The organism is Ochrobactrum quorumnocens (assembly GCF_002278035.1).
Lineage (GTDB): Bacteria > Pseudomonadota > Alphaproteobacteria > Rhizobiales > Rhizobiaceae > Brucella > Brucella quorumnocens.
Window position 1 is genome coordinate 752,670 of the sequence record NZ_CP022604.1, and the last position, 26,808, is coordinate 779,477.

A 26,808-nucleotide genomic window follows, 5' to 3' on the forward strand; every position below is an offset into this window, starting at 1 on the left:
GCAATTGGTACTGAGAAGTATGGGTAAAAGTCTGATTCCGCCGGGCGACGGCGAAGAACACATCGAACGGGTCGATCTCAAGTCAGCCCTCGAGGAGCGCTACCTCGCTTATGCGCTGTCCACGATCATGCATCGTGCGCTGCCGGACGTGCGCGACGGTCTGAAGCCGGTGCATCGGCGCATCATGCACGCCATGCGCTTGTTGCGGCTCAATCCCGATCAGGCTTATGCAAAATGCGCGCGTATTGTCGGTGATGTGATGGGTAAGTTCCATCCGCATGGCGATGCTTCGATCTATGATGCACTGGTGCGTCTCGCGCAGGATTTTGCCGTGCGCTATCCGCTTGTGGACGGGCAGGGCAACTTCGGCAATATCGATGGCGATAATGCCGCTGCGATGCGTTATACCGAAGCGCGCATGACTGAAGTGGCAACGCTGCTGCTTGAAGGCATCACCGAAAACGCCATCGACTTCCGCCCGACCTATAACGAAGAAGACGAAGAACCGATTGTTCTTCCGGGTGCTTTCCCGAATCTTCTCGCCAATGGCTCGGCAGGTATTGCGGTCGGCATGGCCACCAATATTCCGCCGCATAATGTGGCGGAGCTTTGCTCGTCGGCGCTTTATCTTATCAATCACCCAGAGGCGAGCGTTGAAGAACTCATCACTTCGCCCGAACAATGGGAAGAATTGAAAAAAGAAGCGGAAAACGATCCGGCTGCATTTCTGAAATGTAAGGTGCGCGGACCGGATTTCCCGACTGGCGGCATTCTGGTTGAGGATCATGCCAACATCGTTGAAGCCTATCGCACTGGGCGAGGTTCGTTCCGCGCGCGTGCACGCTGGCACAAGGAAGAAGGCAATCGCGGTACTTGGGTTATCGTCGTCACCGAGATCCCTTATCAGGTGCAGAAATCGCGCTTGATCGAGAAGATCGCTGAACTGCTTCTGGCAAAGAAGCTGCCGTTGCTCGACGATATCCGTGACGAATCTGCGGAAGATATTCGCGTCGTTCTCGAACCCAAGAACCGTACAGTCGATCCTGAACTGCTGATGGAATCGCTGTTCAAGCTGACCGAGCTTGAAAACCGCGTTTCGCTCAACATGAACGTGCTCTCGCACGGCAAGGTGCCGAACGTTCTGTCGCTTGGCGGTGTGCTGCGGGAATGGCTGGAGCACCGCAAGGAAGTGCTGGTTCGCCGCTCCGAATTCCGCTTGGCCGAGATTGAGAAGCGCCTTGAAATCCTTGGTGGTTTCCTCAAAGCGTATCTTAATCTCGACGAAGTCATCCGGATCATTCGCGAGGAAGACGAGCCGAAGCAGGAATTGATGCGGTTCTTCGATTTGACAGATAATCAGGCCGAAGCCATTCTCAATATGCGCCTGCGTTCGTTGCGCAAGCTTGAAGAGTTTGAAATCCGCAAGGAATTCGATGGTCTGACATCTGAGAAGACCGATATTGAGGGGCTGCTCGCCTCTGGCACTCGCCAGTGGAAGAAGATCAGCACCGAGATCAAGGCAGTGCGCGAGAAATTTGGCCCTGCTACCAAACTGGGCAAGCGTCGCAGCACCTTTGCCGAAGCGCCGACCCATGATCTGGAAGACATTCATCAGGCGATGATTGAACGCGAGCCAGTGACCATTGTCGTGTCTGAAAAAGGTTGGCTTCGTGCAATGAAGGGGCATCTGGCCGACTTCTCCACGCTGGCTTTCAAGGAAGGCGACAAGCTCAAACTCGCTTTCCATGCGGAAACGACAGACAAAATTCTGCTGGTCACAACGGGCGGTAAGTTCTTTACGATTGGTGCAAATACGCTACCGGGCGGTCGCGGTCATGGCGAGCCGATCCGTATTCTTGTCGATATGGAAAACGATCAGGATATTCTTACGGCTTTCGTGCATGACCCGTCAGCCAAGCTGCTGTTGGTTTCTCATGAGGGCAATGGCTTCATCGTTCCTGAAAATGAAGCAGTCGCCAATACCCGTAAGGGTAAGCAGGTGATGAATGTGAAGGTGCCGGACGAGACAAAGCTTTGTCAGCGCATCTCGGGTGATCACATTGCCGTCGTCGGTGAGAACCGCAAGATGGTTGTCTTCCCGCTTTCCGAAATCCCGGAAATGACGCGTGGCAAGGGCGTACGTCTGCAGAAGTACAAGGACGGCGGCGTGTCTGATGTCCATACCTTTGCAATTGCCGAAGGGCTGTCATGGCAGGATTCGGCTGATCGCACCTTCAATCGCAGCAAGGAAGAGCTGGTCGAGTGGATCGCGGCCCGCGCGTCCGCAGGGCGAGTTGTGCCAAAAGGCTTCCCGCGTTCGGGTAAGTTTTAAGGCATTTCCAGCAACTGCACGGAGCAGCTGTGTGCCGGATAATGTGTAAAAACAAATGATTAGAGCGCCGGTCTGATTCAGTCGGATCGGTGCTCTAAAATTGGGGTCGATACTGACAGCGTTAGGCCTTATTCTTCTGGATATCTGTTGTGACGCAGGAGAGCCTACGCTTGCAGATCAGATCAGCACGAGCCGAGGATGTCGACCCTATCTGCGATGCGATAAGACGATCGATTGCCGAGCTGTGCGTCGAGGACCACAAAGAGAGGAACGATATTCTCTCAGCGTGGCTTGCCAATAAGACACCAGAAAATATTCGCCACTGGATCACGGCGCCGCTTCAGCTAACGGTGGTGGTGGAGATTGACGGCAATATTGCGGGGGTGGGGCAAGTCTCCAGCGATGGGAAAATTCTGCTCAATTACGTGTCTCCCGATTTTCGCTTTCGTGGTGTCAGCAAGGCAGTGATGCTGGCTATGGAAGAACATTTGCGCAAAACTGGCGTGGCTGTTGCCCAACTGGTGAGCACTGGCACTGCGCGCCGCTTTTATCAGAGTATGGGATACGTGCAGATTGGAGAGCCGAAGCTTTGGCGCGCTGGCCAGTTATCTTATCCTATGGAAAAGCGGTTGGTGAACTGAGCGCGGTTTTGATTATGGCTGAATTGTTCGACGTTTGTAACTGAGGGAGGAAAATGTCGGAATCAGATCACTAGAGCGCCGTGCGCCCTCTTGGGCGCACAAAGGTCGCTCTAACACTCTATATTTACAGCATAATTTTACCTTAAACTGATTCAAGTTTAAGGAATTATGCTGTAGCCTTCAAACCGTTGCCAGCCGCGTGGACCAAGGTGCTCTTGCGGCTTGAAACGGACCTTGTACTGCATCTTCCGCGAGCCTTCGACCCAATAGCCGAGATAGACATGGGGCAGGCCAGCAGCGCGAGCGCGTTGAATATGGTCGAGTATCATGAACGTACCCAGCGAGCGTTCATGCATATGGGGCGAGAAAAACGAATAGACCATCGATAGGCCATCGGCCATCACGTCGGTCAATGCTACCGCAACAAGTTCACCATCGCCTTTTGCGCTGATGAAGCTATCTGGCCCACGTCTGCGATATTCGATAATCTGCGTGTTGACGTGCGTATCTTCCACCATCATCGCATAATCGAGAACGGTCATATCGGACATGCCGCCGGAATGGTGACGAGCATCGAGATAATCGCGAAAGAGTGCATATTGTTCGGTGCTTGGCTGTGCCTTGTGCTGGCGACCAATCAAATCACGATTTTGGTGTGACACCCGTCGCATGCTCCGGTTCATTTCAAATTCACCGGTCAGAATTCGGACTGAAACACATGCACGGCATAACTCGCATGCTGGCCGATAGGCAATGTTCTGGGAACGACGAAAACCGCCCTGCGTCAGCAGGTCATTGATCTCGCTGGCTTTGTCGCCAACGAGATGCGTGAAAACTTTCCGCTCCAGCTGGCCCTCAAGATAAGGGCAGGGCGAGGGAGCCGTTAGAAAGAACTGCGGAGACTGTTGCGGTTGATGGGTCATTCAATATCCACAAAACGGCAATACCGGAACCATCACGATATATCCTGAGCCTAAAGATTGAGCCGGCTGCACAAAACGTCAATAGACATTCTGCACAGCCGGCCCTGAATTTTTTTGATGATTGGTTTATCGATCCGAACGGATCACTGCAGTTCCGAGCAAAAGATCATGAGCCGCACGCTTGCGATCGGTCACCAGAGTGGCCAGCAGGATCAGCGGCGTAAGCACGACGTTCAAGCCCCAGAAAAGAACTGAGTGCACGATTGCCAGCATCGGATCGACAGTTCCGCCTTCAAGGCGCACAAGCTTGATATTCATCATCTGCATGCCCTTGGTGGCCTGCTGAGGGCCTCCCAACGTGCGTGAGACGTAAAACAACGCCACAACTGGAAACATGATCGCGTAAAGCGCCCATCCCAAAGAGAGCGTGATAATACCCAGAATGAAAATCACGACTGCCACTGGAATGCAGAGAAAAAAGACAATCATGTAATCGATAAGAAAAGCCATGATGCGGCGCGTTCGGACGCCTTCAAAAAATGCGCGGCTTTCGTAACGCGGCCCCATGATTTCGCCGTGCAGAATATGGTCGGACATTGTCCCTTCCAGTCGTTTAAAAGAGAAACGTACGGAAAAATAAAGCCGTCCGCTGCTCCGCATTGTGCAGAACAGTTACCAAAATGGTGAATGAAAGAGACTATTTCAAGGAAATAGTGGTTCTGAACCCTCAGCCGTGGTTTTTAAGCTTTTCAGCCACTTCCATTGCAAAATAAGTCAGAATGCCGTCACAACCAGCACGCTTGAAAGCCAGTAGGCTTTCCATCATCACCTTTTCTTCGTCGATCCAGCCATTCATGCCTGCGGCTTTGATCATCGAATATTCGCCCGACACCTGATAGGCGAAGGTTGGCAGTCGGAAAGTGCTCTTCAGACGATGGATGATGTCGAGATAAGGCATGCCGGGCTTGACCATCAGCATGTCAGCACCTTCGGCCACGTCCTGTTCGGCTTCGCGCACCGCTTCATCCGGGTTTGCAGGGTCGATGTAATATGTCTTCTTGTCGCCCTTCAGCAAACCAGCAGTGCCGATCGCATCGCGATAAGGACCATAGAAGGCGGAAGCAAACTTCGTCGCATAAGACATGATAGGCACATGGTTGAAACCATGTGCATCCAGGGCCTGACGGATTGCACCAATGCGGCCATCCATCATGTCGGAAGGCGCGATAACATCCGCACCCGCTTCAGCCTGAGCAAGTGCCCCACGAACCACCATGGCGACGGATTCATCATTGATGATTTCGCCGTTGCGTAAAATGCCATCATGACCATGGGTCGTGAATGGATCGAGTGCGGCATCGGTGATGATGCCGATCTCTGGCACTTCTTTCTTAATGGCACGGACCGCGCGGTTGATCAGATTGTCTGGGCTTGCAACAAAAGAACCATCTTCGGTCTTCACTTCAGCCTTTTCGCGCGGGAAGGGCGCAATCGCCGGAATACCAAGCTTCGCAGCTTTCTCGGCCATGCGTACGGCCATATCCACGGAATAGCGCTCCACGCCGGGCATAGCCTCCACGGGTTCGCTGACGCCTGTTCCATAGGTAAGGAAGAATGGCAGGATAAGATCGTCCACCGTGAGATGTGTTTCCTGAACCAGTCTGCGCGACCAGTCGGCCTTGCGCATTCGGCGCAGACGACGACCTCCGGTCACGTCATCGACATGGCCTGAAATGTTGGCAGAAGAAATGTTGGACAAACGATCAGTCATATAAATGTTCCCGAGAGAAGAAAGCTTGGGAATCTAACGGTTCGGAAGCTTGTTATCAGATGAGCACGGTTTATCACGGGAAAAGTGGCTAATCCAAGCACAATGGCCTGCGCAGGATTGACGCGGGGCTTCGCAATTTCTACCCATTTAAAGCATTTCCAGTAAAAGTGCGAAGCGGTTTTGCGCAGGATAATGCGCAAGAAAGAATGATTAGAGCGGTTCCGACGATTCAGTCTTAACTGAAACCGCTCTAATCAAACGGGAGAGATGACATGCAGATTGACTTCGGTGGCGGCAGTGAAATCGGCTTCGAACGCAAGGGCAAGGCAGGGCTCGTCAAGCTAACGCGTACATCTGCGCTCAATGCGCTGACGCATAAGATGATTCTTGCACTCGACCGCGCGCTTCAAGCATGGGAAACCGATCCAGACGTCGCCTGTGTGATTCTTGAGGGTGAAGGCCGTGCCTTTTGTGCTGGTGGCGATGTCGTTGCAGCCTATAAGGCGGGGCAGGATGGCACGCCCGCGTATGATTTTTTCCGGGACGAATATCGCCTCAATGCGCGTATCGGACGTTTCCCCAAACCATATATTTCGTTGTTGAATGGTATTGTTATGGGCGGCGGTGCAGGCATTTCTGTACATGGCTCACACCGTATCGTGACTGAGAACACACTTTTCGCAATGCCTGAAACTGGCATTGGCTTCTTTCCGGATGTCGGGGGAAGTGCCTTCCTGCCTCATCTCCATGATAATTTCGGCTACTATCTTGCACTCACCGGCAACCGCATTCGCTGGGGTGATTGTCTGCAAAGTGGAATTGCCACGCATGCCATTGCTGTCAATGACCTTGACGATTTGCGTGACGATCTTATCGCTACGGCAGATGTCGATACCGCACTGGCGCGCTGTCAGTATCCGGATTATGAAACGCCTGTGGAAACGCGTCAGTTGATTGAAGCAAGTTTTGCCCATGCAACACTTGCCGAATGTACTGCAGCACTGGAAAAGTCGGCTACTGATGGCAGCAAGCCTGCCAATGATATTCTGACCGTTCTTGCAACGCGTTCGCCGACAAGTGTCGCGGTTACGTTCCGCCAGATCGCCGATGGCCGAGCGCTTGATCTGGATGATTGCATGCGGATGGAATATCGCGTCGCATCGCGTATGCTTGAGGCACATGATTTTTACGAAGGCGTGCGGGCTGTCCTGATTGATAAGGATGGTGCGCCCGCTTGGAATCCTGCTTCAATCGAAGATGTGAAGCCGGAAATGGTGAATGCGTATTTTGCCAATCTTGGCGAGAGGGAACTGAGCTTTTGATGCGTCACGATGAACTGCACCAGCATATACAGCCAAGTGGAGCCGAATGGTCGTTCGTCTGGTTCATGCGGCTGATCGCATTGGCGGCTCTCGCCGGTGGCGTTTTTTACTGGATAAAATTGATCGGTATTCAGCCGGGGTTGCTGTGGCGCTTTGATCTCATGCCGTGGCAGTGGCAGACTGCATCGGTTGCGCTCGCTCTTCTCATGCCCGTTGCCGCGACCGGCCTCTGGATGCGCGCGCCATGGGGGGCTGTGTTGTGGTTTGTTGCGGCAATTGGCGAAATCGCCATCTATTCTGTCTTTGCACGCCACTTTGAATATAAGCCATTTACCGTCGGGTTTAATGCGGTCTGCATCATCATCTATATCGTTTTCCGCGTGGTGCTTTTCATTGAGAAAAGACGGCAGTCGCGTATGGGACCGCGCATGGGGATTCCCAGCTGAAATTATAGCCTAGAGCGCCGTGCGCCCTCTTGGGCGCACAAAGGTCGCTCTAACACTCTATATTTACAGCATAATTTTACCTTAAACTGATTCAAGTTGAAGGAATTATGCTGTAGTGGCCTGATTCCGACATTTGCATCCCTAATTACAGGTGTTTAGAAAATGCAGGAATCTAAATGACCACTAGCAAGCTTATGAATCTAGTGGATTTTTCGAATTTGACATCGGAGACAGCTTGTATTTCGGCCGGGGTTAGAACGTTAAATTCAATCCACGAGTAATAGAACATTAAGCCTGAAACTGCATTTCCCTTGGTAAGCTACTGTTAAGGCTGACTTTTAATTCGAATTTTATGCATCTCGCCTAAAGTCCTCTCATGAACGGTGAGAAAATACACCGCATGAAACAGGACAAAGAGAGCGGCCTCATGAAAGGCTGCTCCGACAGAGAGGCAAAAGAAATGATCAATGCACAGCACAGAATGGATGCATCTGCTCCGCTTTTGAATCCCGAAGCCGCCCTGCGCACGCTTTATCTCGAAGCTTTGCAACTGGTTGAGCGCCTGCATCGTCGACTGCTCGACGTTATCAAGGACGAATTCGACCGTAATGGCCGCAGCGACATCAACGCGACGCAGGCGCTGCTCCTGTTCAATATCGGCAATTCCGAACTGACAGCTGGTGAGTTGCGCTCGCGTGGCTATTACCTTGGCTCGAACGTCTCTTATAATCTCAAGAAGCTTGTTGAGATGGGCTTTATCCATCATGAGCGCTCCAACACCGACCGCCGTTCGGTCCGTGTGAGCCTGACCGACAAGGGCAATGAGATTGCTGATCAGGTGCAGGCTCTGTATCAGCGCCATATTGCTTCTGTTGAGCAGGTTGGTGGTATTCAGGTGGAAGAGTTCACTGCAATGAACCGTTCGCTTCAGCGTCTTGATCGTTTCTGGAACGACAGCATCGCTTACAGGCTGTAAAGTACGTCTCCCAAAAGTGGGATCCGGTTTTGGGATAAAACCATGCTTGAAAACAGAAAATGAAGCGTACCGTATGCATGGAATAAAATTCGGCGCGCTTTAGCAACCTACAGGTTTGTTGCAGAACGGTCACAATTGGTATGCTTTGTGCGCCGAACTTCATGATTGCGAGCTATTTCAGCATGGCCCGGCTTGAAATCCGGGCTCCGCGACATGAATAAGCCATAAAAATCGACATAAGCGAATATATACAGCGCATAATTTAGAGCTATCTGCAGATGCGATGCATCTGGGCGCAACCGGTTAGCCTTTGGGACCAAATCTATGACCAAAACCGACAAGAAGACGCAAGCTTTCAATGTAGGTCGTCGCAGCTTCCTGCGTGGCGCAGCAACTGCCGGTCTTACGGCCGCCGCCTCGGCAATGGTTCCTGCAGCTTTTGCTCAGCAGCAAGCTTTGAACGACATTCTTGCTGCACCACGCCGTGGCAACTGGGATGACCAGTTCGATGCCCGTGCGACTGGTGGTCAGAAAGTTGCTACCAATCAGCCGGTTCTAAGCCAGCAGACGGTTGGTAATCTTCAGTCCGCGATTGCTCAGTATACCGATATTGCAGGTCGCGGTGGCTGGCCACAGGTGCCCGGAAATGCGAAACTGCAGCTTGGCGCGAACGCACCGACAGTACAGGCTCTTCGTCAGCGCCTTATCGTTTCAGGTGACCTCCCACGCGAAGCCGGTGTTTCTGGCGCGTTCGACACCTACGTCGATGCAGCCGTTAAGCGCTTCCAGTCACGTCATGGTCTTCCAGCTGACGGTGTTATGGGCCAGTTTACGTATGCGGCCATGAATGTGGACGCCAATACGCGTCTTGGGCAGCTGCAAACCAACCTTCAGCGACTTTCTGGCATGGCTGCTGCAAGCCAGTCGGAGCAGCGTTTTGTAATGGTTAACATTCCGGCTGCCCGTATTGAGGCTGTAGAAGGCGGCAACGTCGCGCAGCGTCATACGGCTGTTGTCGGTAAGATCGATCGTCAGACGCCTATTCTGGAATCCAAAATTCACGAAGTCATTCTCAATCCTTACTGGACTGCGCCGAAGTCGATCATCCAGAAGGATATTATTCCGCTGATGCGGAAAAACCCGCAATATTTGGCAAACAACAAGATCCGCCTTTACAATGCGCAGGGTCAGGAAGTTCCGCCGGAAAGCGTTGACTGGAATACGGATGACGCTGTGAAGCTGATGTTCCGTCAGGACCCAGGCAAGATCAACGCCATGTCCTCGACGAAGATCAACTTCCACAATCAGCACGCCGTTTATATGCACGACACGCCGCAGAAGAGTTACTTCAACAAGCTCATGCGTTTCGATTCGTCGGGTTGTGTTCGCGTGCAGAATGTTCGCGATCTTGACGTCTGGCTGTTAAAGAACACCGCTGGTTGGGATCGCCGAAATATTGAGGGCACTATTGCTTCCGGTGTGAATACGCCGATTCAGGTGGCCGATCCTGTGCCGCTGCATTTCGTTTACATCACCGCATGGTCGACAGGCGATGGTGTTGTGCAGTTCCGCGATGATATCTACAAGATGGATGGTGCGACCGCGTTGGCGCTGGGCACCGATACCTGATTTGAATTCACTTGCAAAAAAGCCGTCCGATCCTTTTTCGGGCGGCTTTTTTGTTTGAAGCATGTCGCGGAAAAGTGGGAACCGGTTTTCCTTGAAAGACATGCTAAAAATGAAAATAGAGTGAGCGATTACGTGTGGTTCAATCACGATAGGCGCTATGGCTACGTCATGCCGCATTTTGGAACATGCTTTTCGCTTAAGCGCCATTGGCCTTGCCAATCGAAGTGTGATAATGCGCCTCATCTCATATAGCTTTGACCGGCTAAACCGGAGGGTGTGAAACATGTCGCAAGCCAATACCGCTTTTTTCAATGCAACTCTTGAAGAAATCGATGCCGATATTTTCGGTGCGATCCGTAACGAACTCGGACGTCAGCGTCATGAAATCGAGCTGATCGCCTCGGAAAACATCGTTTCCCGTGCGGTACTTGAAGCTCAAGGCTCCATCCTTACCAACAAATATGCCGAAGGTTATCCGGGCAAGCGCTATTACGGCGGTTGCCAGTATGTTGACGTTGTTGAAGAACTGGCAATCGAACGCGCCAAGAAACTGTTTGGCGCAGAGTTCGCCAACGTACAGCCTAACTCGGGCAGCCAGATGAATCAGGCTGTATTCCTTGCGCTTCTGCAGCCGGGCGACACTTTCATGGGCCTTGACCTTAATTCAGGTGGCCATCTGACGCACGGCTCTCCTGTCAACATGTCGGGCAAGTGGTTCAACGTAGTTTCTTACGGCGTGCGCGAAGATGATCATCTTCTCGACATGGATGAAGTTGCCCGTCTTGCACGTGAAAACAAGCCAAAGCTGATTCTGGCTGGTGGTACGGCCTATTCCCGTATCTGGGACTGGAAGCGCTTCCGCGAAATCGCTGATGAAGTCGGCGCATATCTCATGGTCGACATGGCGCATATTGCTGGTCTGGTTGCCGGTGGCGTGCACCCATCGCCTGTTCCACATGCCCATGTCTGCACCACGACGACTCACAAGTCGCTTCGCGGCCCTCGCGGCGGCATGATTCTCACCAACGACCCTGATCTGGCGAAGAAGTTCAATTCAGCTGTCTTCCCTGGTCTGCAGGGCGGGCCACTGATGCATGTAATTGCTGGTAAGGCCGTTGCGTTTGCAGAAGCGCTGAAGCCAGAATTCAAAACCTACGCTCAGAACGTCGTCGATAATGCGCGTGCACTCTCGGACGAACTGAAGTCGCAGGGCCTCGATATCGTCTCTGGCGGCACTGACAACCATCTCATGCTGGTTGACTTGCGTCCGAAGAATGCAACAGGCAAGCGCGCAGAAGCAGCTCTCGGTCGTGCAAATGTGACCTGTAACAAGAACGGCATTCCTTTCGACCCGGAAAAGCCATTTGTAACCTCGGGTATTCGTCTCGGCACGCCTGCTGGTACGACCCGCGGCTTCGGTAAGGCCGAATTCAAGGAAATCGGCTCGCTGATCGCAGAAGTGCTTGATGGTCTCAAGGTTGCAAATTCCGATGAAGGCAATGCAGCCGTTGAAGAAGCGGTAAAGACCAAGGTCATTTCGCTGACCAGTCGTTTCCCAATGTATGATTATCAGGGATAATTATTCACGCATTGCTCAAGCCCCGCTCAACCCTGTTGAGCGGGGCTTTTTCGTTTCGGTCCCGATTATGCAGCTTTGTTCGGATGCGCTATGATTAATAGGAATCAGTCTGTCTACAGTACCGGCCCAAAAATCGGATTTGATTTTTAGAAAGCACGATGCGTAGATCCAATAATTTAGAGCGTTCTTTTTTGCGTCCAAGAGGGCGCTCAACGCTCTAAGGCATGTCTCGCGCCCTCAGTGTGAAGCGGTTTGCGGCAACGACATGCGTAAAAGTAAGTTGAGAGAGTGCCATGCGTTGTCCCTATTGCCAATCTGAAGACACTCAAGTGAAAGATTCTCGTCCAGCGGAAGACGGCGCGGTTATTCGCAGGCGTCGCGTCTGTTCGGTTTGTGGTGGACGGTTTACGACGTTTGAACGCGTGCAGCTCCGCGACCTCATGGTCGTCAAAAAGAGCGGTCGCCGTGTGCCTTTTGATCGTGAAAAGCTTGCTCGTTCCATCGATGTGGCGCTGCGCAAGCGCGAGATTGATGAAGAGCGAATCGAACGCGCCATCTCCGGTATTGTGCGACAGCTTGAAAGCTCTGGCGAAGCGGAAGTGACCTCAGATGAAATTGGCCGCTTGGCAATGGATGCGCTCAAGGGTGTCGACGATATTGCCTATATCCGTTTCGCATCGGTTTATCGCAATTTCAGCAAAGCCGTTGATTTCCACAATGTCATCGATGAACTGACAACGATCGAGAATGAACGCGATTCGGACGCATAATATGAACCGTTTGGAATTCCCGCATGCCAATGTGACTTCGGATGATCTCCGTTTCATGGAAGCGACAATCCGTTATGCGCGCCGCAACAAAGGCCTGACGGGGACAAATCCTTCTGTTGGCACAATAATCGTCAAGGACGGAGTTATTGTTGGTCGTGGCGTAACGGCGATTGGCGGACGACCTCATGCGGAGCCGCAAGCCTTGGCAGATGCCGGCGAAGCAGCGCAAGGCGCAACAGCCTACGTGTCGCTCGAACCCTGTGCCCATCACGGTCGCACCCCGCCTTGTGCGGAAGCACTGGTACGTGCAGGTGTTGCGCGGGTATTCGTTGCGGCGACTGATCCTGATGAAAGAGTGAGCGGAAAAGGCTTCGCCATTCTGCGTGAGGCTGGCATTGAAGTGGTGCCAGGCGTTTTGTCGGACATGGCGGCTGATGATCTGGCAGGCTATCTGAATCGATCTTCTAAAAAACGTCCGGAAGTGATTCTAAAACTTGCACTTTCTGCCGATGGCTTCATCGGGACAAAAGGTGAGGGGCAGGTTCCAATTACTGGTCCCATTGCGCGCGCGCAGTCGCATATCCTGCGCTCACAGACCGATGTGATCCTCATCGGGGTTGATACGGCAATTGCCGATGATCCCATCCTGAATTGCCGCCTTCCAGGACTGGAACAACGCTCTCCAATTCGCCTTATACTGGACAGTGGATTGAAGTTACCGCTCGATTCACGGCTTGTTCGCAGTTCAGAAGCCGTTCCATTGTGGCTTTCCTGTTGTGAAAATGTGGCGCCCGAACGGCGATACGAAATGCAGCTTGCAGGATGCCGCATTATCGCTGCGGAAAGCGATGAGGGCCGCATCGCCTTGCCGGAGCTAATGGACGATCTTGCCGCTCAGGGAATTTCTTCCGTTCTCGTTGAAGGCGGGGCAAGTGTTGCCAAGAGTTTTCTGCAGGAAAAGCTGGTTGACCGGCTTGTCCTGTTTTACTCGCCTGTGGAAATTGGCGCGACGAATGGGGTTGCCGTCGCGGATCTGCAATCCCATATCGATAATGAATTTACAATTTTGCGCCATGCGCAGTACGGCGACGATGTCTGTATCGAGTATGTAAGGAAAGCGTGATGTTTACTGGGATTGTTACAGATATCGGCAAAGTGGATCGTATCAAGCCTCTTAATGAAGGCATTCTGTTGCGTATCGAAACGGTTTACGATCCGGAGACGATTGAACTTGGAGCGTCCATTTCCTGCTCCGGTGTTTGTCTGACCGTTGTGGCTTTGCCAGAAAAAGGCACCAATGCGCGTTGGTTTGAAGTCGAAGCATGGGAGGAAGCCCTTCGCCTAACCACGATCTCAAAATGGGAGAATGGCACGCGGATTAATCTTGAGCGTTCCCTCAAGCTTGGCGATGAGATGGGTGGACATCTGGTGTCTGGTCATGTCGACGGACAGGCAGAAATTGTTGAGCGCAAGGACGAGGGCGATGCAGTCCGCTTCACTCTGCGCGCTCCAGAAGAGCTTGCGCCGTTTATTGCCCAGAAGGGTTCCGTCGCCCTTGATGGAACATCGCTGACGGTCAACGGCGTGAACGGAAATGAGTTCGATGTTCTGCTCATTCGCCATTCACTGGAAGTGACCACTTGGGGTGATCGTCAGACAGGTGACAAGATCAATATCGAGATCGATCAGCTTGCTCGTTACGCAGCAAGGCTTGCGCAATATCAGAAATAAGCTTAGAGCCTAACAACCCTAAGCTATTTTCTGAATTTAGCGTTGACCGCAGATTTGCGGTCCGCGATTTCTGTCATGGAGTTTCTCATGTCCAAGCACGAGGCGCATGCGCCGCACCTGCTCATTGTCGAAGCGCGTTTCTATGAGGATTTGTCCGATGCGCTTCTCGATGGCGCAAAGGCGGCTCTCGATGCAGCTGGTGCAACTTATGATGTTGTGACAGTTCCTGGCGCACTTGAAGTGCCTGCGACTATCTCTTTTGCCCTTGATGGCGCAGAAAATGGTGGCACCGAGTATGATGGCTTTGTTGCACTTGGCACAGTCATTCGCGGCGAAACCTATCATTTCGATATTGTTGCCAACGAATCCTGCCGCGCTCTGACCGATCTTTCGGTTGAGGAAGGCCTCGCAATCGGCAATGGTATTCTCACGGTAGAAAATGACGAGCAAGCTTGGGTGCGTGCGCGTCGTGAAGACAAGGACAAGGGCGGCTTTGCTGCCCGCGCAGCGCTTACCATGATTGATCTGCGCAAGAAATTCGGAGCCTGAGACGATGACTTCTTCTTCTGAAGGCCGTTCCGCACCGAACGCCCCACGACCTGCAAACAAGCGCGGCGTTGCCCGTCTGGCTGCCGTACAGGCGCTTTACCAGATGGATGTCGCCGGTACGGGCGTTATGGAAGTCGTTGCCGAGTACGAGGCTCATCGGCTCGGCAAGGAAGTGGACGGCACGCAATATCTCGATGCTGATCCTCAATGGTTCCGCGGCATTGTTGCCGGTGTTGTCGATAATCAGCTTACGCTGGACCCGCTGATCCATAACGCGCTGACCGAAGACTGGCCGCTTTCACGCCTTGATTCCACGTTGCGCGCAATTCTGCGTGCGGGTGCATGGGAATTGAAGACCCGCAAGGATGTGCCAACAGCTGTGATCGTTTCGGAATATGTGGATATTGCCAAGGCTTTCTACACGGAAGACGAACCTAAACTGGTCAACGCTGTGCTGGATCGTCTTGCTTTTGAACTTCGCGGCGAAAGCCGTGGTACAAAGCCGCGTGGCAAGTAATAATCAATAGTTATATAAAATTGAAAAAGGCTGCGAGAAACCGCAGTCTTTTTCATTTGTCGACCAACAAACTACGGCTTGACCTTTGCAGACAGCTTCCGCATGTTGAGCCAGCGGCATTGAGAATGCTGAAATGCAGGAACTTGTGCCAATTATTTGATTTCAGGCAGATGTTTCGAAAACTAAAAACAAATAAGAACTAGCCGATGAAGCCCGGTGAATAGTCGGCTTCAGGCACTTCCATGCCGCCAGTCCTGGCCCGGGGAGGGGTTTCCGGGTCTTTTTGCGCCGATGTGTGCAGGTAATCGCTACTCTACTGCGAGCGATCTGCTTGTGGCTGGCGCGAGCTCAATGGGAGTTGGCCTAAATGGGAATTGGAGTTCTTCTTCTCGTCATTGCCTGCGGTGTCGTTTCCGTTCTTTTTGCCGCATGGGCGATCCGCTCAGTGCTTGCGGCCGATCAGGGCACGCCGCGTATGCAGGAAATCGCCGGCGCTATCCGTGAAGGCGCGTCCGCCTACCTCACGCGACAATATTCCACGATCGCCCTTGTTGGCGTCGTCGTCTTTCTGGCAGTCTGGTATCTGTTGTCGATTACTGCTGGTATCGGCTTTCTCATAGGGGCTATTCTCTCCGGGTTGACCGGATTTATCGGCATGCATGTTTCCGTCCGTGCAAACGTACGGACGGCGCAGGCCGCGTCCCTTAGCCTTGCTGGCGGGCTGGAGCTCGCATTTAAATCTGGTGCTATCACCGGCATGCTTGTCGCCGGTCTCGCGCTGCTCGGTGTATCCGTCTATTATTTTATTCTGACGGTCTGGATGGGCTACTCGCCATCTGACCGCACCGTGATCGACGCGCTTGTAGCGCTCGGTTTTGGCGCTTCGCTGATTTCGATCTTTGCGCGTCTGGGCGGTGGCATCTTCACCAAGGGCGCTGACGTCGGTGGCGATCTGGTTGGCAAGGTCGAGGCCGGCATTCCCGAAGATGATCCACGTAATCCAGCAACCATTGCCGATAATGTGGGTGATAATGTCGGCGACTGTGCAGGCATGGCTGCGGATCTGTTCGAGACCTATGCAGTCACTGTGGTTGCGACAATGGTTCTGGGTGCGATCTTCTTTAACGGCTCCGATGTACTTTCAAGCGTCATGCTCTATCCGCTGGCAATTTGCGGCGCATGCGTGCTGACCTCGATTGCAGGCACCTTCTTTGTCAAGCTAGGCGTCAACGGCTCCATCATGGGTGCGCTTTACAAAGGCCTCATTGCAACCGGGCTTCTGTCGATCGTGGGTTTGGCAGTTGCCAACACGCTGACAATTGGCTGGGGTGAAATAGGCACTGTCGCAGGCATGTCGATTACAGGCACCAATCTCTTTATCTGTGGCTTGATTGGTCTTGTCGTTACGGGCTTGATCGTAGTGATTACGGAATATTACACCGGCACCAACAAGCGTCCGGTCAATTCCATCGCGCAGGCTTCCGTTACCGGCCATGGCACAAATGTCATTCAGGGGCTGGCCGTTTCGCTGGAATCGACCGCTCTGCCTGCAATTGTCATCGTTGGCGGCATTATCGGCACCTATCAGTTGGCGGGCTTGTTTGGCACAGCAATCGCTGTGACGGCGATGCTGGGCATCGCCGGTATGATTGTGGCGCTGGATGCATTTGGCCCTGTAACCGACAATGCCGGTGGTATTGCGGAAATGGCAGGGCTCGATCCGGAAGTTCGCAAATCAACCGATGCGCTCGATGCGGTCGGTAACACGACCAAGGCCGTCACCAAGGGCTATGCAATTGGTTCGGCGGGTTTGGGCGCTTTGGTGCTGTTCGCAGCTTACTCCAACGACTTGGCTTATTTTGCCGCGAATGGGCAAACCTATCCTTATTTTGCAGATATGGGGCCGGTTTCCTTTGAGCTGTCTAACCCATATGTGGTGGCCGGTTTGATCTTCGGTGGCCTCATTCCATATCTTTTCGGCGGCATGGCCATGACGGCAGTCGGTCGGGCAGGGAGTGCCGTGGTGCAAGAAGTACGGCGTCAGTTCCGTGAAAAACCCGGCATTATGACAGGGCAGGAGCGCCCGGATTACGCGCGAGCGGTCGATCTTCTGACCAAAGCAGCAATCCGCGAAATGATTATTCCGTCGCTACTGCCGGTTCTGGCACCGCTCGTTGTCTATTTCGGCGTGCTGCTAATTTCGGGTTCGAAAGCTGCAGCATTTGCGGCCCTGGGTGCGTCGCTCTTGGGTGTGATCATTAACGGGTTGTTCGTGGCTATTTCCATGACGTCGGGTGGTGGTGCATGGGATAATGCCAAGAAGAGCTTCGAGGACGGCTTTACCGATGCCGATGGTGTGAAACACATGAAGGGGTCGGAAGCGCACAAAGCCTCTGTAACAGGCGATACGGTGGGCGATCCTTACAAGGATACGGCCGGTCCGGCAGTTAACCCCGCAATCAAGATCACCAACATCGTTGCACTCTTGTTGCTGGCGGTACTAGCCCACATGGTTTGATTTAAAGCATTTCCAGCAAAAGTGGGAGCCGGTTTTGCGTTCGGAAATGCGTAAAAACAAATAGTTACAGCGGTTCACTCTTAACTGGAACCGCTGTAAGTCGCAAAATAAAAGCCCGCCAGTTGGCGGGCTTTTTTTGAGATTCGCAACAGATCAGTTGTTTGCGCCGCCTGCTGCACCCGGCAGCGATGTCGGAGCCTTGCCAACGCCCTGGATGATCTGACCGATAAAGGTCTGATCCTTGCCGCCCGTTGGGGTCGTGCGCGATACGAAATCGAACAATTTACCGTCCTGCAGGCCATAATTGGCAATATTGCTGACCTTGCCTTCCTTGTCGAAGTAAACCGCAAGGATATGACGGTCGATGATCTTCGGCTTCATGAACTGTGCCGCACGGTAGCGCTTCTGCGAAATGTAATAGAACACTTCATTGTCGAAGGTTGCCGTGGTGGACGGTGTACCGAGTGCGAGAAGCACCTGTTCACGGCTGGAGCCAACCGGAACCGAATCAAGCGCCTCCTGATCGAGCACGTAACCCTCTGTAAGCGTTTCCGACGGGTTTAGCGTGGATGCAGTGTTGCATCCGACGAGAGCCGCCGAAAAGAGAATTGCTGTGCCTGCGAGAAGGGCACGCTGTTTGCGTGCGCTTGGGAAAATTCGCTGCAACAAAGACCTCTCCATACATTCTATATCAGCGCGGCACTTTCGCCGTCGAGAGAACTTCGGTAAACCACCTTGCTTCTGGATGCAACAAGTACGGTCGTACAGGAATGATTCTTCGACTTTTTCGCCGCAAATCAAAAGCTAATGAGACAGTTGTGCTTCGCGTTTACGAGACGATCGTGGCGGCGGCGCGGCAAAAGCGATTTTATGCACAATTTCAGGTGCCTGATACGCCTTTAGGTCGTTATGAGATGCTTTCGGTTCATATTTTCATATCTCTTCATCGCATGAAGGGTGAAAATTCGGTGCTGATGCCGCTTGCGCAGGACATTGCAGACGAATTTTTCAAGGATGTTGATCATTCGTTGCGAGAATTGGGAATCGGCGATCAAGGCGTTCCCAAGCGCATGAAGAAGCTTGCACGCATGTTTTACGGGCGCGTCAGCTCGTATGGCACGGCACTGGACGCCGATGATAAAAAAGCGCTGGCGACCGCTTTGACGCGAAACATTCGACCCGATCTCGAATTCTGGCCACATGCTCACTATCTGAGTGAATATGTATTTGCGTGCCGTGATCGGTTGGCAAACATTGAAGACAGTGCTTTGGCAGCAGGCGACATATCCTTTATGGATGCAGACGAAATGATGCTTGCGTCAATCGATAGTACAAAAGAGGCAAACGAGAATGACTGATAAACCGGCGCTGACCTATCCTGTTCCGGTTCTTCATCTGCCCCACAAGGGCTTGACGGTGAAGATTGGGACCAATGACAGGGAAAGAGCAGCATTGGCAGCTGAACATGACCTTCAGGCTGTGAACTCCTTTGCGGCTGAGTTTCTGCTGACGCCGTGGAAAAAGAACGGCATCCGCCTACGAGGCACCATCAATGCAGAAATCGTGCAGTCTTGCGTTGTGACGCTGGAACCGATCGATGCCACGATTGCCGAAGAAGTGGATACGATTTTCGTACCGGAAAATTCGCGCCTCGCTAAAATTCAGCTCGATGAAAGTGGCGAGTTGCTGCTGGATGCTGACGGTGCAGATATTCCGGAGACTTTCGTCGGCGATAAAATTGACATTGGTGCAGTGGCCGAAGAATTTTTTGAACTCGCACTCGATCCATATCCACGCAAGCCGGGCTTGCCAGCAGATGCGGAACCAACCGTTTTCGGCGACGTGGAAGAGGAAGAAAAGCCTGATTCGCCTTTTGCCAAGCTTTCAGAATGGCAGAATAAGCCGTGATTTAACTGATGCTTGAGAGAATCTGGTTGTGCGCGACCGGAAAAACACTATTTTCGCGGAAAACCCCTCTGCTTTTAGACAGGCAGGATTGGGGAAGGGATCGCACAGGAATAATCAATAGTGATAAAAATTTCGATTGACGCCATGGGCGGTGATTTTGGCCCAGAAGTGGTCATCCCCGGCGCGGCGAAGGCACTTGAACGCCATCCTGATATCCGGTTCATTTTTTTTGGGCTGGCCGGTCAGGTCGAGCCTGTGTTGGCACGTTACCCGAAACTGCAGGCAGCGTCCGAATTTCGCGCCAGCCAGGTCGCCGTTAAAATGGATGACAAACCTAGCCAGGCGCTTCGCTCTGGTCGCGGCAAATCTTCCATGTGGCAAGCGATTGAAGCAGTAAAGACGGGCGATGCCGATGTCTGTGTTTCTGCTGGAAATACCGGCGCACTGATGGCCATGTCAAAATTCTGCCTGCGCATGCTGTCTGATGTTGAGCGTCCGGCTATAGCTGCCATCTGGCCGACTTTGCGCGGTGAAAGCGTTGTGTTGGACGTAGGCGCTACAATCGGTGCTGATGCGCGGCAGCTCGTAGATTATGCAGTGATGGGCGCCGGTATGGCGCGCGCGCTTTTTGAGATACGCAAGCCGACCGTGGGGCTCCTCAATGTTGGTACGGAAGAGGTCAAAGGCCTCGACGAGATCAAGGAAGCCGCGCAAATTCTACGCGATACACCACTTGCGGGATTGCAATATACCGGTTTTGTTGAAGGCAACGATATTGGCAAGGGTACCGTCGATGTCGTCGTGACAGAAGGCTTCACAGGCAATGTCGCACTGAAAACTGCCGAAGGTACGGCACGTCAGATGGCCACACTGCTCCGTCAGGCAATGACCCGCACATGGCTCGCGAAGATCGGGTATATTTTTGCAAAGGGCGCATTTGACCGCGTCCGCGAAAAGATGGATCCGAACAAAGTGAATGGTGGCGTGTTGCTTGGTATGAGCGGCGTTGTGATCAAAAGCCATGGCGGTGCTACTGCGGAAGGCTTCTGCTCGGCAATTGAAGTTGGCTATGACATGGTGCGTAACAAGCTTCTTGAGAAGATTGAAGCCGATCTGGCTCATTTCCACCACAGTCATCCGCATGCTGCATCCAATGACGGCAGCGAAGCAGCCAAGTGATAATTAACCCTCTTAACCGGGTATGAATGTTCATCGGCAGGCGTGCACCCGGTGTGGTCAGGCTAGAGCAGTTTCATGGAATCGGGTTTTCATCCGAAACTGCTATAAAACAAAAAGATAGAGTGGCTATTCCGGTTCAGGAAAATAGAAGCCGCTCGAGGACAGGAAAAAAGATGATAAGATCTGTCGTAAGAGGTATTGGTTCGGCGCTGCCTAAGCGGATCATGAAGAATGCCGATTTTGAAGGCGTGATTGAAACCTCTGACGAATGGATCGTTCAGCGCACCGGTATTCGCCAGCGTCACATCGCAGATGAAACCGAGACGACTGTTTCGCTCGGTGCAGCGGCTGCGCGTGCAGCGCTTGAAAATGCTGGTCTTCAAGCTTCCGATATCGATCTGGTTCTCGTCGCAACATCGACGCCAAATCACACATTTCCAGCAAGCGCGGTCGAAATCCAGCGCGAGTTGGGTATTACATCAGGCTTTGCGTTCGATCTACAGGCGGTTTGCAGTGGCTTCATCTATGCCGTGACAACAGCGGACCTTTATATTCGCGGTGGCATGGCTCAGCGCGTGCTGGTCATCGGAGCGGAAACCTTCTCGCGTATTCTCGATTGGAATGATCGCACGACCTGCGTGCTGTTCGGTGACGGTGCGGGCGCGCTGGTACTAGAAGCAGGCGAAGGGAAAGGCCTGACGTCGGATCGTGGTATTCTGGCTGCAAATCTTCGTTCTGACGGCAATCATAAGGAAAAGCTTTTTGTGGATGGCGGCCCATCGACCACGCAAACGGTGGGTCATTTGCGCATGGAAGGCCGTGAAGTCTTCAAACATGCCGTGGGCATGATCACAGATGTGATCGAAGCCTCTTTTGCCGAAACAGGTCTGACTGCAGACGATATCGACTGGTTCGTGCCACATCAGGCCAACAAGCGTATTATCGACGCTTCAGCAAAAAAGCTGAATATTGCCGAGGAAAAGGTGGTTATCACTGTCGATAAACACGGCAACACGTCAGCGGCCTCAGTTCCGCTGGCGCTTGCAACAGCCGCCGCAGACGGTCGTATCAAGAAGGGCGACCTCGTGCTTTTGGAGGCGATGGGCGGCGGATTTACCTGGGGCGCGGTATTGTTGCGCTGGTAATTAGAAAATTGATGGGCCGCGAGGAAACTCGCGGCTTGACCGGACCGCGTTTATTTGTGTAACCTCCTGTCACTTAAGGATATTATCTGTTCAAACGCTAACCAGGTAGGTTCGGTTATGGGAGGTAAGACGGTCACACGCGCTGATCTGGCAGAGGCTGTTTACCGCAAGGTAGGCCTGTCCAGAACAGAATCGGCGGCTCTGGTCGAGATGATCCTCGACGAAGTCTGTGACGCTATCGTAAACGGTGAAACTGTGAAATTGTCGTCATTCGCGACATTTCAGGTCCGTGACAAGAATGAGCGCATCGGCCGCAACCCGAAGACCGGTGAGGAAGTGCCAATTCTTCCACGTCGCGTCATGACGTTCAAAGCGTCTAACGTTCTCAAACAACGCATCCTTCAAGAACACCAGAAGCGCGGGTCGAAAAGCGCCAAGTCGTAGTTTTTAGATGGATAGAGGTTTTTAATCTCTTTGTATTTTACTGCGTCGCCCCCTCGGGGGCGAAGTATTTTGCTTGCTTATATATCCAGTGACATCAGCAGCCTGAAATCTGTGCTTCTTCCTGTTATATATGAAGGGGTGCTTATAAAGTTCTGATATTATATAATCTACGGACAAAGCGAGTCGGTTCCCTAATATAACAAGCCGAAAAGTAGGGGCTTTTCGCTCGATATTTATATGTTAAATGCCGTTCGATTATCATGATATTATGGCTCGCACAAAATGACGTGTCGATTGCCATTTGAACTATCTGGGCTGGCAGGACTCGCTGCACGGCGAGGCTAAACCACTGGAAAGGGCAAGCAGATGGACAAAAGCCCTGATGCATTCAGGACTATAAGCGAAGTAGCAGAAGATCTCGATCTTCCGCAGCATGTGCTGCGTTTTTGGGAAACACGCTTTACCCAGATAAAACCGATGAAGCGAGGCGGTGGTCGTCGCTATTATCGTCCGCTTGATGTTGAATTGCTCAAAGGCATTCGCCACCTGCTTTATGATCAAGGTTATACCATCAAGGGTGTTCAGCGACTTCTCCGCGAAAACAATGCGCAATTCATTATCGCGCTTGGCAATGGCGATGTTCAGGCCATCGAAGCCATCACGCGCCAGAAGCAGGCTGCAGCTGAAAAGCAGGCGATGGAAAACGCTGCCGATAATGAAATGGCGCTGCCAAGCGGCATCAAGGCACCGCAACCCGCACGCAAGCTGTTTGGCTTACTGAAGGGTGAGGAAGAAGGCCCTATTGGTGCTGATGGGAAACGCCCGTCGAAGGATAATCGCTCGCTTCTTCAGGAAGCGCTTTTTGACTTGCTTGAATGCAAGCGCCTGCTGGATCAGGTTCGCTGAAAAACGGGTTCATGTTTTTCAGACAATAAAATGAAAAAGGGAGGCAGTGCCTCCCTTTCTTTTTTGGCCTACGTCGACGATAGCTTCAGGCCAATAATGCCGGCCAGAATAAGTGTCACGCTGGCGACGCGGAAGAATGTTGCCGCTTCACCCAGAATGAATATTCCGACGACGAATGCGCCAACCGCGCCAATGCCGGTCCAAATAGCATAGGCTGTCCCCAGCGGCAGGGTACGCATTGCAATCGAAAGTAGGGCGAAACTGCCGATCATCGTTACAATCGTGATGACGCTGGGCGTTAAAAGCGAAAAGCCTTCCGACTTTTTCATGAAATAGGCCCAAATAATTTCGAGGCCACCGGCGAGTGCCAGATAAATCCATGCCATTTTAGTGCTCCTTGGGTATGGGCCGTCCCATTTTTCAAGAGAACGAAAGGCCGTCCTTTCGTCAATACTATAGGTCTAATGAGAAGGATGCAGAGCGTCATTGAGATACATGCAGCTCAGCATGGTAAAGACATATGCCTGAATTATTGCCATCAGCAATTCAAGTGCTGTCAATGCGACAGTCATGGCGAGAGGCATAATGGCCGATATTAATCCCAGCGAACCCAAACTGCCCAGTCCAACCACAAATCCAGCAAATACCTTCAGCGTGATGTGACCGGCGAGCATGACTGCAAACAGACGTACTGAATGGCTGATCGGACGTGAGATATAAGACATGAGTTCGATCGGAACGATAATCGGCGCGAGCATCACCGGGACGCCTGCCGGCATGAACAAGCGGAAGAACTTGAAACCGTGGCGTAGCAGTCCGTAAATAGTGACGGTTAGAAATACGAGCATAGCCAGCGCGAACGTGACGATTATATGGCTTGTTACCGTGAAGGCATAAGGAAACATGCCGATGAGGTTGGCCACAAGAATAAACATGAAAAGCGAGAACACCAACGGGAAGAATTTCATTCCGTGTTCACCTGCATTTTCACGCACTGTCTTTGATACAAACTCGTAAAGCATTTCAGCTGATGATTGCCAGCGACCTGGTACGACCTTACCTCGGCGCGAGGCGAGAAAAAGGAAGCCTGCAGCAACTGTCACTGTCAGCAGCATGTAAAGTGCGGAATTCGTGAAAACAATCTGCTGGCCACCCACTGTGCCAAGCTCGACGATGGGTCGGATCGCAAATTGTTCTATAGGCCCAGCCATGGAGCACCCTCCAATGGGGCCGTCCCCTATGCGAACACAGGCACGGGTCGTCCCGCGCAGCCCTCAAATAGAGAATTTTTTCGCGAGCTGCAAGTCCGTGAACAAGCCGATCCTTACGAAAAGTTAATTGTTTCGCGCTGGATCGAAGAGCTTTTTAAGCTATCCTTAATTACCACAATCAATTCTGGAGACTGATCAATGGCTATTTCCCGGCGAAATTTTATTGTTGCAGCTTCTGCTGCGGGTGGTGGAGTAGCTTTGTCACCATTTGAAGCTTCGCAAGCCTCAGCGCAAACACCTGTGTCGAAGGCGGAAAATCCCGGCTTTCATCGTTTTCAGTTTGGTGACTTCGAAATCACGACTCTTTCTGATGGACGTCGGGCGGGTGAAGCGCCAGAGAAGACATATGCGATCAATCAGGATCCAAAAGATGTTGCGGCCTTGCTGGAAGAAAACCTACTTCCTGCCGACCGTTTTGTGAACAGCTTCACGCCTGTTCTTATCAATACCGGCAAAGAGCTCGTTCTGTTTGATACGGGTATGGGAGCAGGAGCTCGTGAAGCCGGGCAGGGTAAACTGATCAGTGCACTGGAGGCTTCCGGCTACAAGGCGGATGACATTTCTCTGGTTGTTCTGAGTCATTTCCATCCCGATCACATCGGCGGCTTGATGGAAGAGGGTAAGCCCGCCTTTGCAAATGCACGCTATGCCGCAGGACAGAAAGAGTTTGACTTTTGGACCGATCCAGCCCGCCTTGAAAGCCCTGCAAAGACCGTCGCACAAATGGTCGAAAAGAACGTGAAGCCGTTCGCAGAAAAGACCATCTTCATTGATGATGGCAACGAAGTGGTTTCGGGTATCCATGCCATAGGCGCCTTTGGCCACACACCAGGGCATTTGGCATTCCGAGTGGAATCGGATGGCAAGTCGCTTATGCTGATTTCAGACACAGCTAATCATTCGGTTATCACCTTGCAGCGTCCCGACTGGCACGTTTCGTTCGATATAGACAAGGAAATGGCTGCCGAGACGAGAAAGCGAATCTTCGATATGCTGGCTACGGATCGCTTGCCATTTATTGGCTATCACATGCCATTTCCCTCGCTTGCTTATCTGCAGCGTGCTGGCGAGGGCTACCGTTACGTCCCGGAAACCTACCAAATCCGTAACACGTAGTTCTTACAGCTTTGTGGTGCGGGCGTCTCCATTTTCACAAATTCAGAAAATAGACCTTGCACCACAAGTCGTTATATTCTAGGGCTTTCTCCGGCTCGGAGCGTAGCGCAGCCCGGTAGCGCACTTGACTGGGGGTCAAGGGGTCGTGGGTTCGAATCCCGCCGCTCCGACCATTTTTCCCCAATGAGAACAATGCATTGACGATGCTGGTGAACCACTTTCGGTTCAACCTGCAGTCACATACATTTTTCAGTCTTTCCGTCGCTGCAATTAGCTTGGAACTGCACGATGGATAGTTACGGTCGTTGCGTAAACCGTAACCAGCGGCCGGGTGTCATTCCAAAGGCTGATTTGAAATGCCGCGTGAAATGACTCTGATCTGAGAAACCACAGGCTAGTGCAGTTTCAGCCAGACTTACATTGCTGCCGGATAGCATGCGCCGACCTTTTTCAAGCCTGCGCATAATTAGATAGCGGTGTGGGCTCGTTCCATGAAGTGCTCTGAAATGGCGTGACAATGTATATCGGTCGAGACCGGAAATGTTCTCAAGATCGACAGATGATACTGTGCTTTCGATATTCTCCTTAAGATATTCACGAATATTCAAGATCGCATCACGCGCAATAAATTTTGGATGCGCAATTTCTCTATCTGCATGCTTCCATAGATTGGACTGCAAGCGCATTATAACGTCGTCGAGTAGCAGTTCATCGGGTTCGTTGCTGAGATCTATAAGAACCTCCACCAGCAATTGATGCAGCGATTTGTCAGACAATATTGGTTCTTTGACAAAAGGTAAGATGTGCGTGCGACTTGACGCTTCCAGCAATAGTTCCGGCGGAAAATAGAACATCCTGTAATGCAGCATGTTTTCAGAACCGGCGGCACCGTCATGAAGTTCGTCGGGGTGAATGACAATCGTATTCCCAGGAACGCTAACGCGGGAGGCTCCACGATAGCGAAATGTCTGTACACCGGCTAAGGTTATTCCGAGCGCATAGGTATCATGACGATGAGGGCTAAATCCAACGCCATGGAATCTCGCATCAATGCGATCAATGCCCCGTTTTGTTGGAGCATGCAGAATTCGCTCAGATTCGCACAAACGTTCAATACTCAAAATATTGCGTTCCC

27 protein-coding genes and 1 tRNA gene are annotated in these 26,808 nt (G+C 52.2%); 21 read left to right on the forward strand and 7 right to left on the reverse strand.

Annotated elements, in window-relative coordinates; all coding sequences use genetic code 11:
• Positions 1 to 19 precede the first annotated feature (19 nt).
• Complete coding sequence (locus CES85_RS13085) at positions 20 to 2,332, forward strand: DNA topoisomerase IV subunit A (protein WP_095446382.1); 2,313 nt, start codon at positions 20 to 22, stop codon at positions 2,330 to 2,332.
• Positions 2,333 to 2,502: 170 nt separating this feature from the next.
• On the forward strand, positions 2,503 to 2,973 hold the full coding sequence (locus CES85_RS13090; RefSeq protein ID WP_157743456.1) for a GNAT family N-acetyltransferase: 471 nt from the start codon (positions 2,503 to 2,505) through the stop codon (positions 2,971 to 2,973).
• Positions 2,974 to 3,131: 158 nt separating this feature from the next.
• On the opposite strand, the gene CES85_RS13095 is transcribed toward CES85_RS13090, so the two are convergent.
• From CES85_RS13095 to hemB, 3 genes are all read right to left on the reverse strand, one after another.
• Positions 3,132 to 3,896: an arginyltransferase gene (locus tag CES85_RS13095; RefSeq protein ID WP_095446384.1), complete on the reverse strand. Its 765-nt coding sequence runs from the start codon at positions 3,894 to 3,896 to the stop codon at positions 3,132 to 3,134.
• Positions 3,897 to 4,022: 126 nt separating this feature from the next.
• A complete protein-coding gene (locus CES85_RS13100) occupies positions 4,023 to 4,493 on the reverse strand; it encodes an RDD family protein (RefSeq protein ID WP_095446385.1) in 471 nt (156 codons plus the stop codon).
• Positions 4,494 to 4,623: 130 nt separating this feature from the next.
• Entirely contained in the window at positions 4,624 to 5,667 is a 1,044-nt protein-coding gene (gene hemB / locus CES85_RS13105) for a porphobilinogen synthase (RefSeq protein ID WP_095446386.1), read from the reverse strand.
• A 272-nt stretch (positions 5,668 to 5,939) separates the two neighbouring features.
• Here hemB and CES85_RS13110 point away from each other — a divergent pair, with 272 nt between their 5' ends.
• From CES85_RS13110 to CES85_RS13165, 11 genes are all read left to right on the forward strand, one after another.
• Positions 5,940 to 6,989: an enoyl-CoA hydratase/isomerase family protein gene (locus tag CES85_RS13110; RefSeq protein ID WP_095446387.1), complete on the forward strand. Its 1,050-nt coding sequence runs from the start codon at positions 5,940 to 5,942 to the stop codon at positions 6,987 to 6,989.
• Positions 6,989 to 7,435 (forward strand): DUF6163 family protein, encoded by a 447-nt coding sequence (locus CES85_RS13115; RefSeq protein ID WP_095446388.1) that lies wholly within the window; start codon positions 6,989 to 6,991, stop codon positions 7,433 to 7,435. The genes CES85_RS13110 and CES85_RS13115 overlap by 1 nt, the downstream gene beginning before the upstream one ends.
• A gap of 460 nt (positions 7,436 to 7,895) precedes the next feature.
• A complete protein-coding gene (gene ldtR, locus CES85_RS13120; RefSeq protein WP_095447871.1) occupies positions 7,896 to 8,411 on the forward strand; it encodes a transcriptional regulator LdtR in 516 nt (171 codons plus the stop codon).
• Positions 8,412 to 8,735: 324 nt separating this feature from the next.
• Positions 8,736 to 10,040, forward strand: coding sequence for a L,D-transpeptidase family protein (locus tag CES85_RS13130; RefSeq protein ID WP_095446390.1), 1,305 nt, complete (start codon positions 8,736 to 8,738; stop codon positions 10,038 to 10,040).
• Positions 10,041 to 10,323: 283 nt separating this feature from the next.
• Entirely contained in the window at positions 10,324 to 11,619 is a 1,296-nt protein-coding gene (glyA, locus tag CES85_RS13135) for a serine hydroxymethyltransferase (RefSeq protein WP_095446391.1), read from the forward strand.
• A 293-nt stretch (positions 11,620 to 11,912) separates the two neighbouring features.
• Positions 11,913 to 12,389 (forward strand): transcriptional regulator NrdR, encoded by a 477-nt coding sequence (gene nrdR, locus CES85_RS13140; protein WP_095446392.1) that lies wholly within the window; start codon positions 11,913 to 11,915, stop codon positions 12,387 to 12,389.
• A gap of 1 nt (position 12,390) precedes the next feature.
• Complete coding sequence (ribD, locus tag CES85_RS13145; RefSeq protein WP_095446393.1) at positions 12,391 to 13,512, forward strand: bifunctional diaminohydroxyphosphoribosylaminopyrimidine deaminase/5-amino-6-(5-phosphoribosylamino)uracil reductase RibD; 1,122 nt, start codon at positions 12,391 to 12,393, stop codon at positions 13,510 to 13,512.
• Positions 13,512 to 14,120, forward strand: coding sequence for a riboflavin synthase (locus tag CES85_RS13150; protein ID WP_095446394.1), 609 nt, complete (start codon positions 13,512 to 13,514; stop codon positions 14,118 to 14,120). The genes ribD and CES85_RS13150 overlap by 1 nt, the downstream gene beginning before the upstream one ends.
• A gap of 87 nt (positions 14,121 to 14,207) precedes the next feature.
• A complete protein-coding gene (locus CES85_RS13155) occupies positions 14,208 to 14,669 on the forward strand; it encodes a 6,7-dimethyl-8-ribityllumazine synthase (RefSeq protein ID WP_024897422.1) in 462 nt (153 codons plus the stop codon).
• Between the two features lie 4 nt (positions 14,670 to 14,673).
• Positions 14,674 to 15,186, forward strand: coding sequence for a transcription antitermination factor NusB (gene nusB / locus CES85_RS13160; RefSeq protein ID WP_095446395.1), 513 nt, complete (start codon positions 14,674 to 14,676; stop codon positions 15,184 to 15,186).
• Between the two features lie 367 nt (positions 15,187 to 15,553).
• A complete protein-coding gene (locus tag CES85_RS13165) occupies positions 15,554 to 17,704 on the forward strand; it encodes a sodium-translocating pyrophosphatase (RefSeq protein ID WP_095446396.1) in 2,151 nt (716 codons plus the stop codon).
• Between the two features lie 153 nt (positions 17,705 to 17,857).
• Here CES85_RS13165 and CES85_RS13170 read toward each other — a convergent pair whose 3' ends face one another.
• Positions 17,858 to 18,373, reverse strand: coding sequence for an outer membrane protein assembly factor BamE (locus CES85_RS13170; protein WP_095446397.1), 516 nt, complete (start codon positions 18,371 to 18,373; stop codon positions 17,858 to 17,860).
• A gap of 101 nt (positions 18,374 to 18,474) precedes the next feature.
• On the opposite strand from CES85_RS13170, the gene CES85_RS13175 reads away from it, so the two are divergent.
• The 6 genes from CES85_RS13175 (at position 18,475) to CES85_RS13200 (ending at position 23,286) form a co-directional block, all read left to right on the forward strand.
• The gene (locus CES85_RS13175) at positions 18,475 to 19,062 is read left to right on the forward strand and encodes a ubiquinol-cytochrome C chaperone family protein (RefSeq protein ID WP_095446398.1); all 588 of its coding nucleotides are present in this window, start codon (positions 18,475 to 18,477) and stop codon (positions 19,060 to 19,062) included.
• Entirely contained in the window at positions 19,055 to 19,612 is a 558-nt protein-coding gene (locus CES85_RS13180; RefSeq protein WP_095446399.1) for a YceD family protein, read from the forward strand. Before CES85_RS13175 ends, CES85_RS13180 begins: the two co-directional genes overlap by 8 nt.
• A 120-nt stretch (positions 19,613 to 19,732) precedes the next feature.
• The gene (gene plsX, locus CES85_RS13185; RefSeq protein ID WP_095446400.1) at positions 19,733 to 20,791 is read left to right on the forward strand and encodes a phosphate acyltransferase PlsX; all 1,059 of its coding nucleotides are present in this window, start codon (positions 19,733 to 19,735) and stop codon (positions 20,789 to 20,791) included.
• A gap of 173 nt (positions 20,792 to 20,964) precedes the next feature.
• Positions 20,965 to 21,936: a beta-ketoacyl-ACP synthase III gene (locus CES85_RS13190; RefSeq protein WP_024897429.1), complete on the forward strand. Its 972-nt coding sequence runs from the start codon at positions 20,965 to 20,967 to the stop codon at positions 21,934 to 21,936.
• A 117-nt stretch (positions 21,937 to 22,053) separates the two neighbouring features.
• A complete protein-coding gene (locus tag CES85_RS13195; protein WP_024897430.1) occupies positions 22,054 to 22,380 on the forward strand; it encodes an integration host factor subunit alpha in 327 nt (108 codons plus the stop codon).
• Positions 22,381 to 22,746: 366 nt separating this feature from the next.
• Complete coding sequence (locus tag CES85_RS13200) at positions 22,747 to 23,286, forward strand: MerR family transcriptional regulator (protein ID WP_095446401.1); 540 nt, start codon at positions 22,747 to 22,749, stop codon at positions 23,284 to 23,286.
• A 68-nt stretch (positions 23,287 to 23,354) separates the two neighbouring features.
• On the opposite strand, the gene sugE is transcribed toward CES85_RS13200, so the two are convergent.
• Positions 23,355 to 23,672: a quaternary ammonium compound efflux SMR transporter SugE gene (sugE, locus tag CES85_RS13205; RefSeq protein WP_095446402.1), complete on the reverse strand. Its 318-nt coding sequence runs from the start codon at positions 23,670 to 23,672 to the stop codon at positions 23,355 to 23,357.
• Positions 23,673 to 23,747: 75 nt separating this feature from the next.
• Positions 23,748 to 24,497, reverse strand: coding sequence for a F0F1 ATP synthase subunit A (locus CES85_RS13210; protein ID WP_095446403.1), 750 nt, complete (start codon positions 24,495 to 24,497; stop codon positions 23,748 to 23,750).
• A 198-nt stretch (positions 24,498 to 24,695) separates the two neighbouring features.
• Between CES85_RS13210 and CES85_RS13215 the strand changes: the two genes are divergently transcribed.
• Entirely contained in the window at positions 24,696 to 25,673 is a 978-nt protein-coding gene (locus tag CES85_RS13215) for an MBL fold metallo-hydrolase (protein WP_095446404.1), read from the forward strand.
• Positions 25,674 to 25,769: 96 nt separating this feature from the next.
• Positions 25,770 to 25,846: transfer RNA gene (locus CES85_RS13220), tRNA-Pro, on the forward strand.
• Between the two features lie 123 nt (positions 25,847 to 25,969).
• On the opposite strand, the gene CES85_RS13225 is transcribed toward CES85_RS13220, so the two are convergent.
• Positions 25,970 to 26,794 (reverse strand): AraC family transcriptional regulator, encoded by an 825-nt coding sequence (locus CES85_RS13225; RefSeq protein WP_342352144.1) that lies wholly within the window; start codon positions 26,792 to 26,794, stop codon positions 25,970 to 25,972.
• Between the last annotated feature and the right edge of the window lie 14 nt (positions 26,795 to 26,808).

Bases quoted from the DNA above. Each gene is read 5' to 3' on its own strand.
- CES85_RS13085 (WP_095446382.1), top strand. From the start codon at position 20: ATGGGTAAAAGTCTGATTCCGCCGGGCGACGGCGAAGAACACATCGAA.
- CES85_RS13095 (WP_095446384.1), bottom strand. From the start codon at position 3,896: ATGACCCATCAACCGCAACAGTCTCCGCAGTTCTTTCTAACGGCTCCC.
- CES85_RS13100 (WP_095446385.1), bottom strand. From the start codon at position 4,493: ATGTCCGACCATATTCTGCACGGCGAAATCATGGGGCCGCGTTACGAA.
- hemB (WP_095446386.1), bottom strand. From the start codon at position 5,667: ATGACTGATCGTTTGTCCAACATTTCTTCTGCCAACATTTCAGGCCAT.
- CES85_RS13110 (WP_095446387.1), top strand. From the start codon at position 5,940: ATGCAGATTGACTTCGGTGGCGGCAGTGAAATCGGCTTCGAACGCAAG.
- CES85_RS13115 (WP_095446388.1), top strand. From the start codon at position 6,989: ATGCGTCACGATGAACTGCACCAGCATATACAGCCAAGTGGAGCCGAA.
- ldtR (WP_095447871.1), top strand. From the start codon at position 7,896: ATGATCAATGCACAGCACAGAATGGATGCATCTGCTCCGCTTTTGAAT.
- CES85_RS13130 (WP_095446390.1), top strand. From the start codon at position 8,736: ATGACCAAAACCGACAAGAAGACGCAAGCTTTCAATGTAGGTCGTCGC.
- glyA (WP_095446391.1), top strand. From the start codon at position 10,324: ATGTCGCAAGCCAATACCGCTTTTTTCAATGCAACTCTTGAAGAAATC.
- nrdR (WP_095446392.1), top strand. From the start codon at position 11,913: ATGCGTTGTCCCTATTGCCAATCTGAAGACACTCAAGTGAAAGATTCT.
- ribD (WP_095446393.1), top strand. From the start codon at position 12,391: ATGAACCGTTTGGAATTCCCGCATGCCAATGTGACTTCGGATGATCTC.
- CES85_RS13150 (WP_095446394.1), top strand. From the start codon at position 13,512: ATGTTTACTGGGATTGTTACAGATATCGGCAAAGTGGATCGTATCAAG.
- CES85_RS13155 (WP_024897422.1), top strand. From the start codon at position 14,208: ATGTCCAAGCACGAGGCGCATGCGCCGCACCTGCTCATTGTCGAAGCG.
- nusB (WP_095446395.1), top strand. From the start codon at position 14,674: ATGACTTCTTCTTCTGAAGGCCGTTCCGCACCGAACGCCCCACGACCT.
- CES85_RS13165 (WP_095446396.1), top strand. From the start codon at position 15,554: ATGGGAATTGGAGTTCTTCTTCTCGTCATTGCCTGCGGTGTCGTTTCC.
- CES85_RS13175 (WP_095446398.1), top strand. From the start codon at position 18,475: ATGATTCTTCGACTTTTTCGCCGCAAATCAAAAGCTAATGAGACAGTT.
- CES85_RS13180 (WP_095446399.1), top strand. From the start codon at position 19,055: ATGACTGATAAACCGGCGCTGACCTATCCTGTTCCGGTTCTTCATCTG.
- CES85_RS13190 (WP_024897429.1), top strand. From the start codon at position 20,965: ATGATAAGATCTGTCGTAAGAGGTATTGGTTCGGCGCTGCCTAAGCGG.
- CES85_RS13195 (WP_024897430.1), top strand. From the start codon at position 22,054: ATGGGAGGTAAGACGGTCACACGCGCTGATCTGGCAGAGGCTGTTTAC.
- CES85_RS13200 (WP_095446401.1), top strand. From the start codon at position 22,747: ATGGACAAAAGCCCTGATGCATTCAGGACTATAAGCGAAGTAGCAGAA.
- sugE (WP_095446402.1), bottom strand. From the start codon at position 23,672: ATGGCATGGATTTATCTGGCACTCGCCGGTGGCCTCGAAATTATTTGG.
- CES85_RS13210 (WP_095446403.1), bottom strand. From the start codon at position 24,497: ATGGCTGGGCCTATAGAACAATTTGCGATCCGACCCATCGTCGAGCTT.
- CES85_RS13215 (WP_095446404.1), top strand. From the start codon at position 24,696: ATGGCTATTTCCCGGCGAAATTTTATTGTTGCAGCTTCTGCTGCGGGT.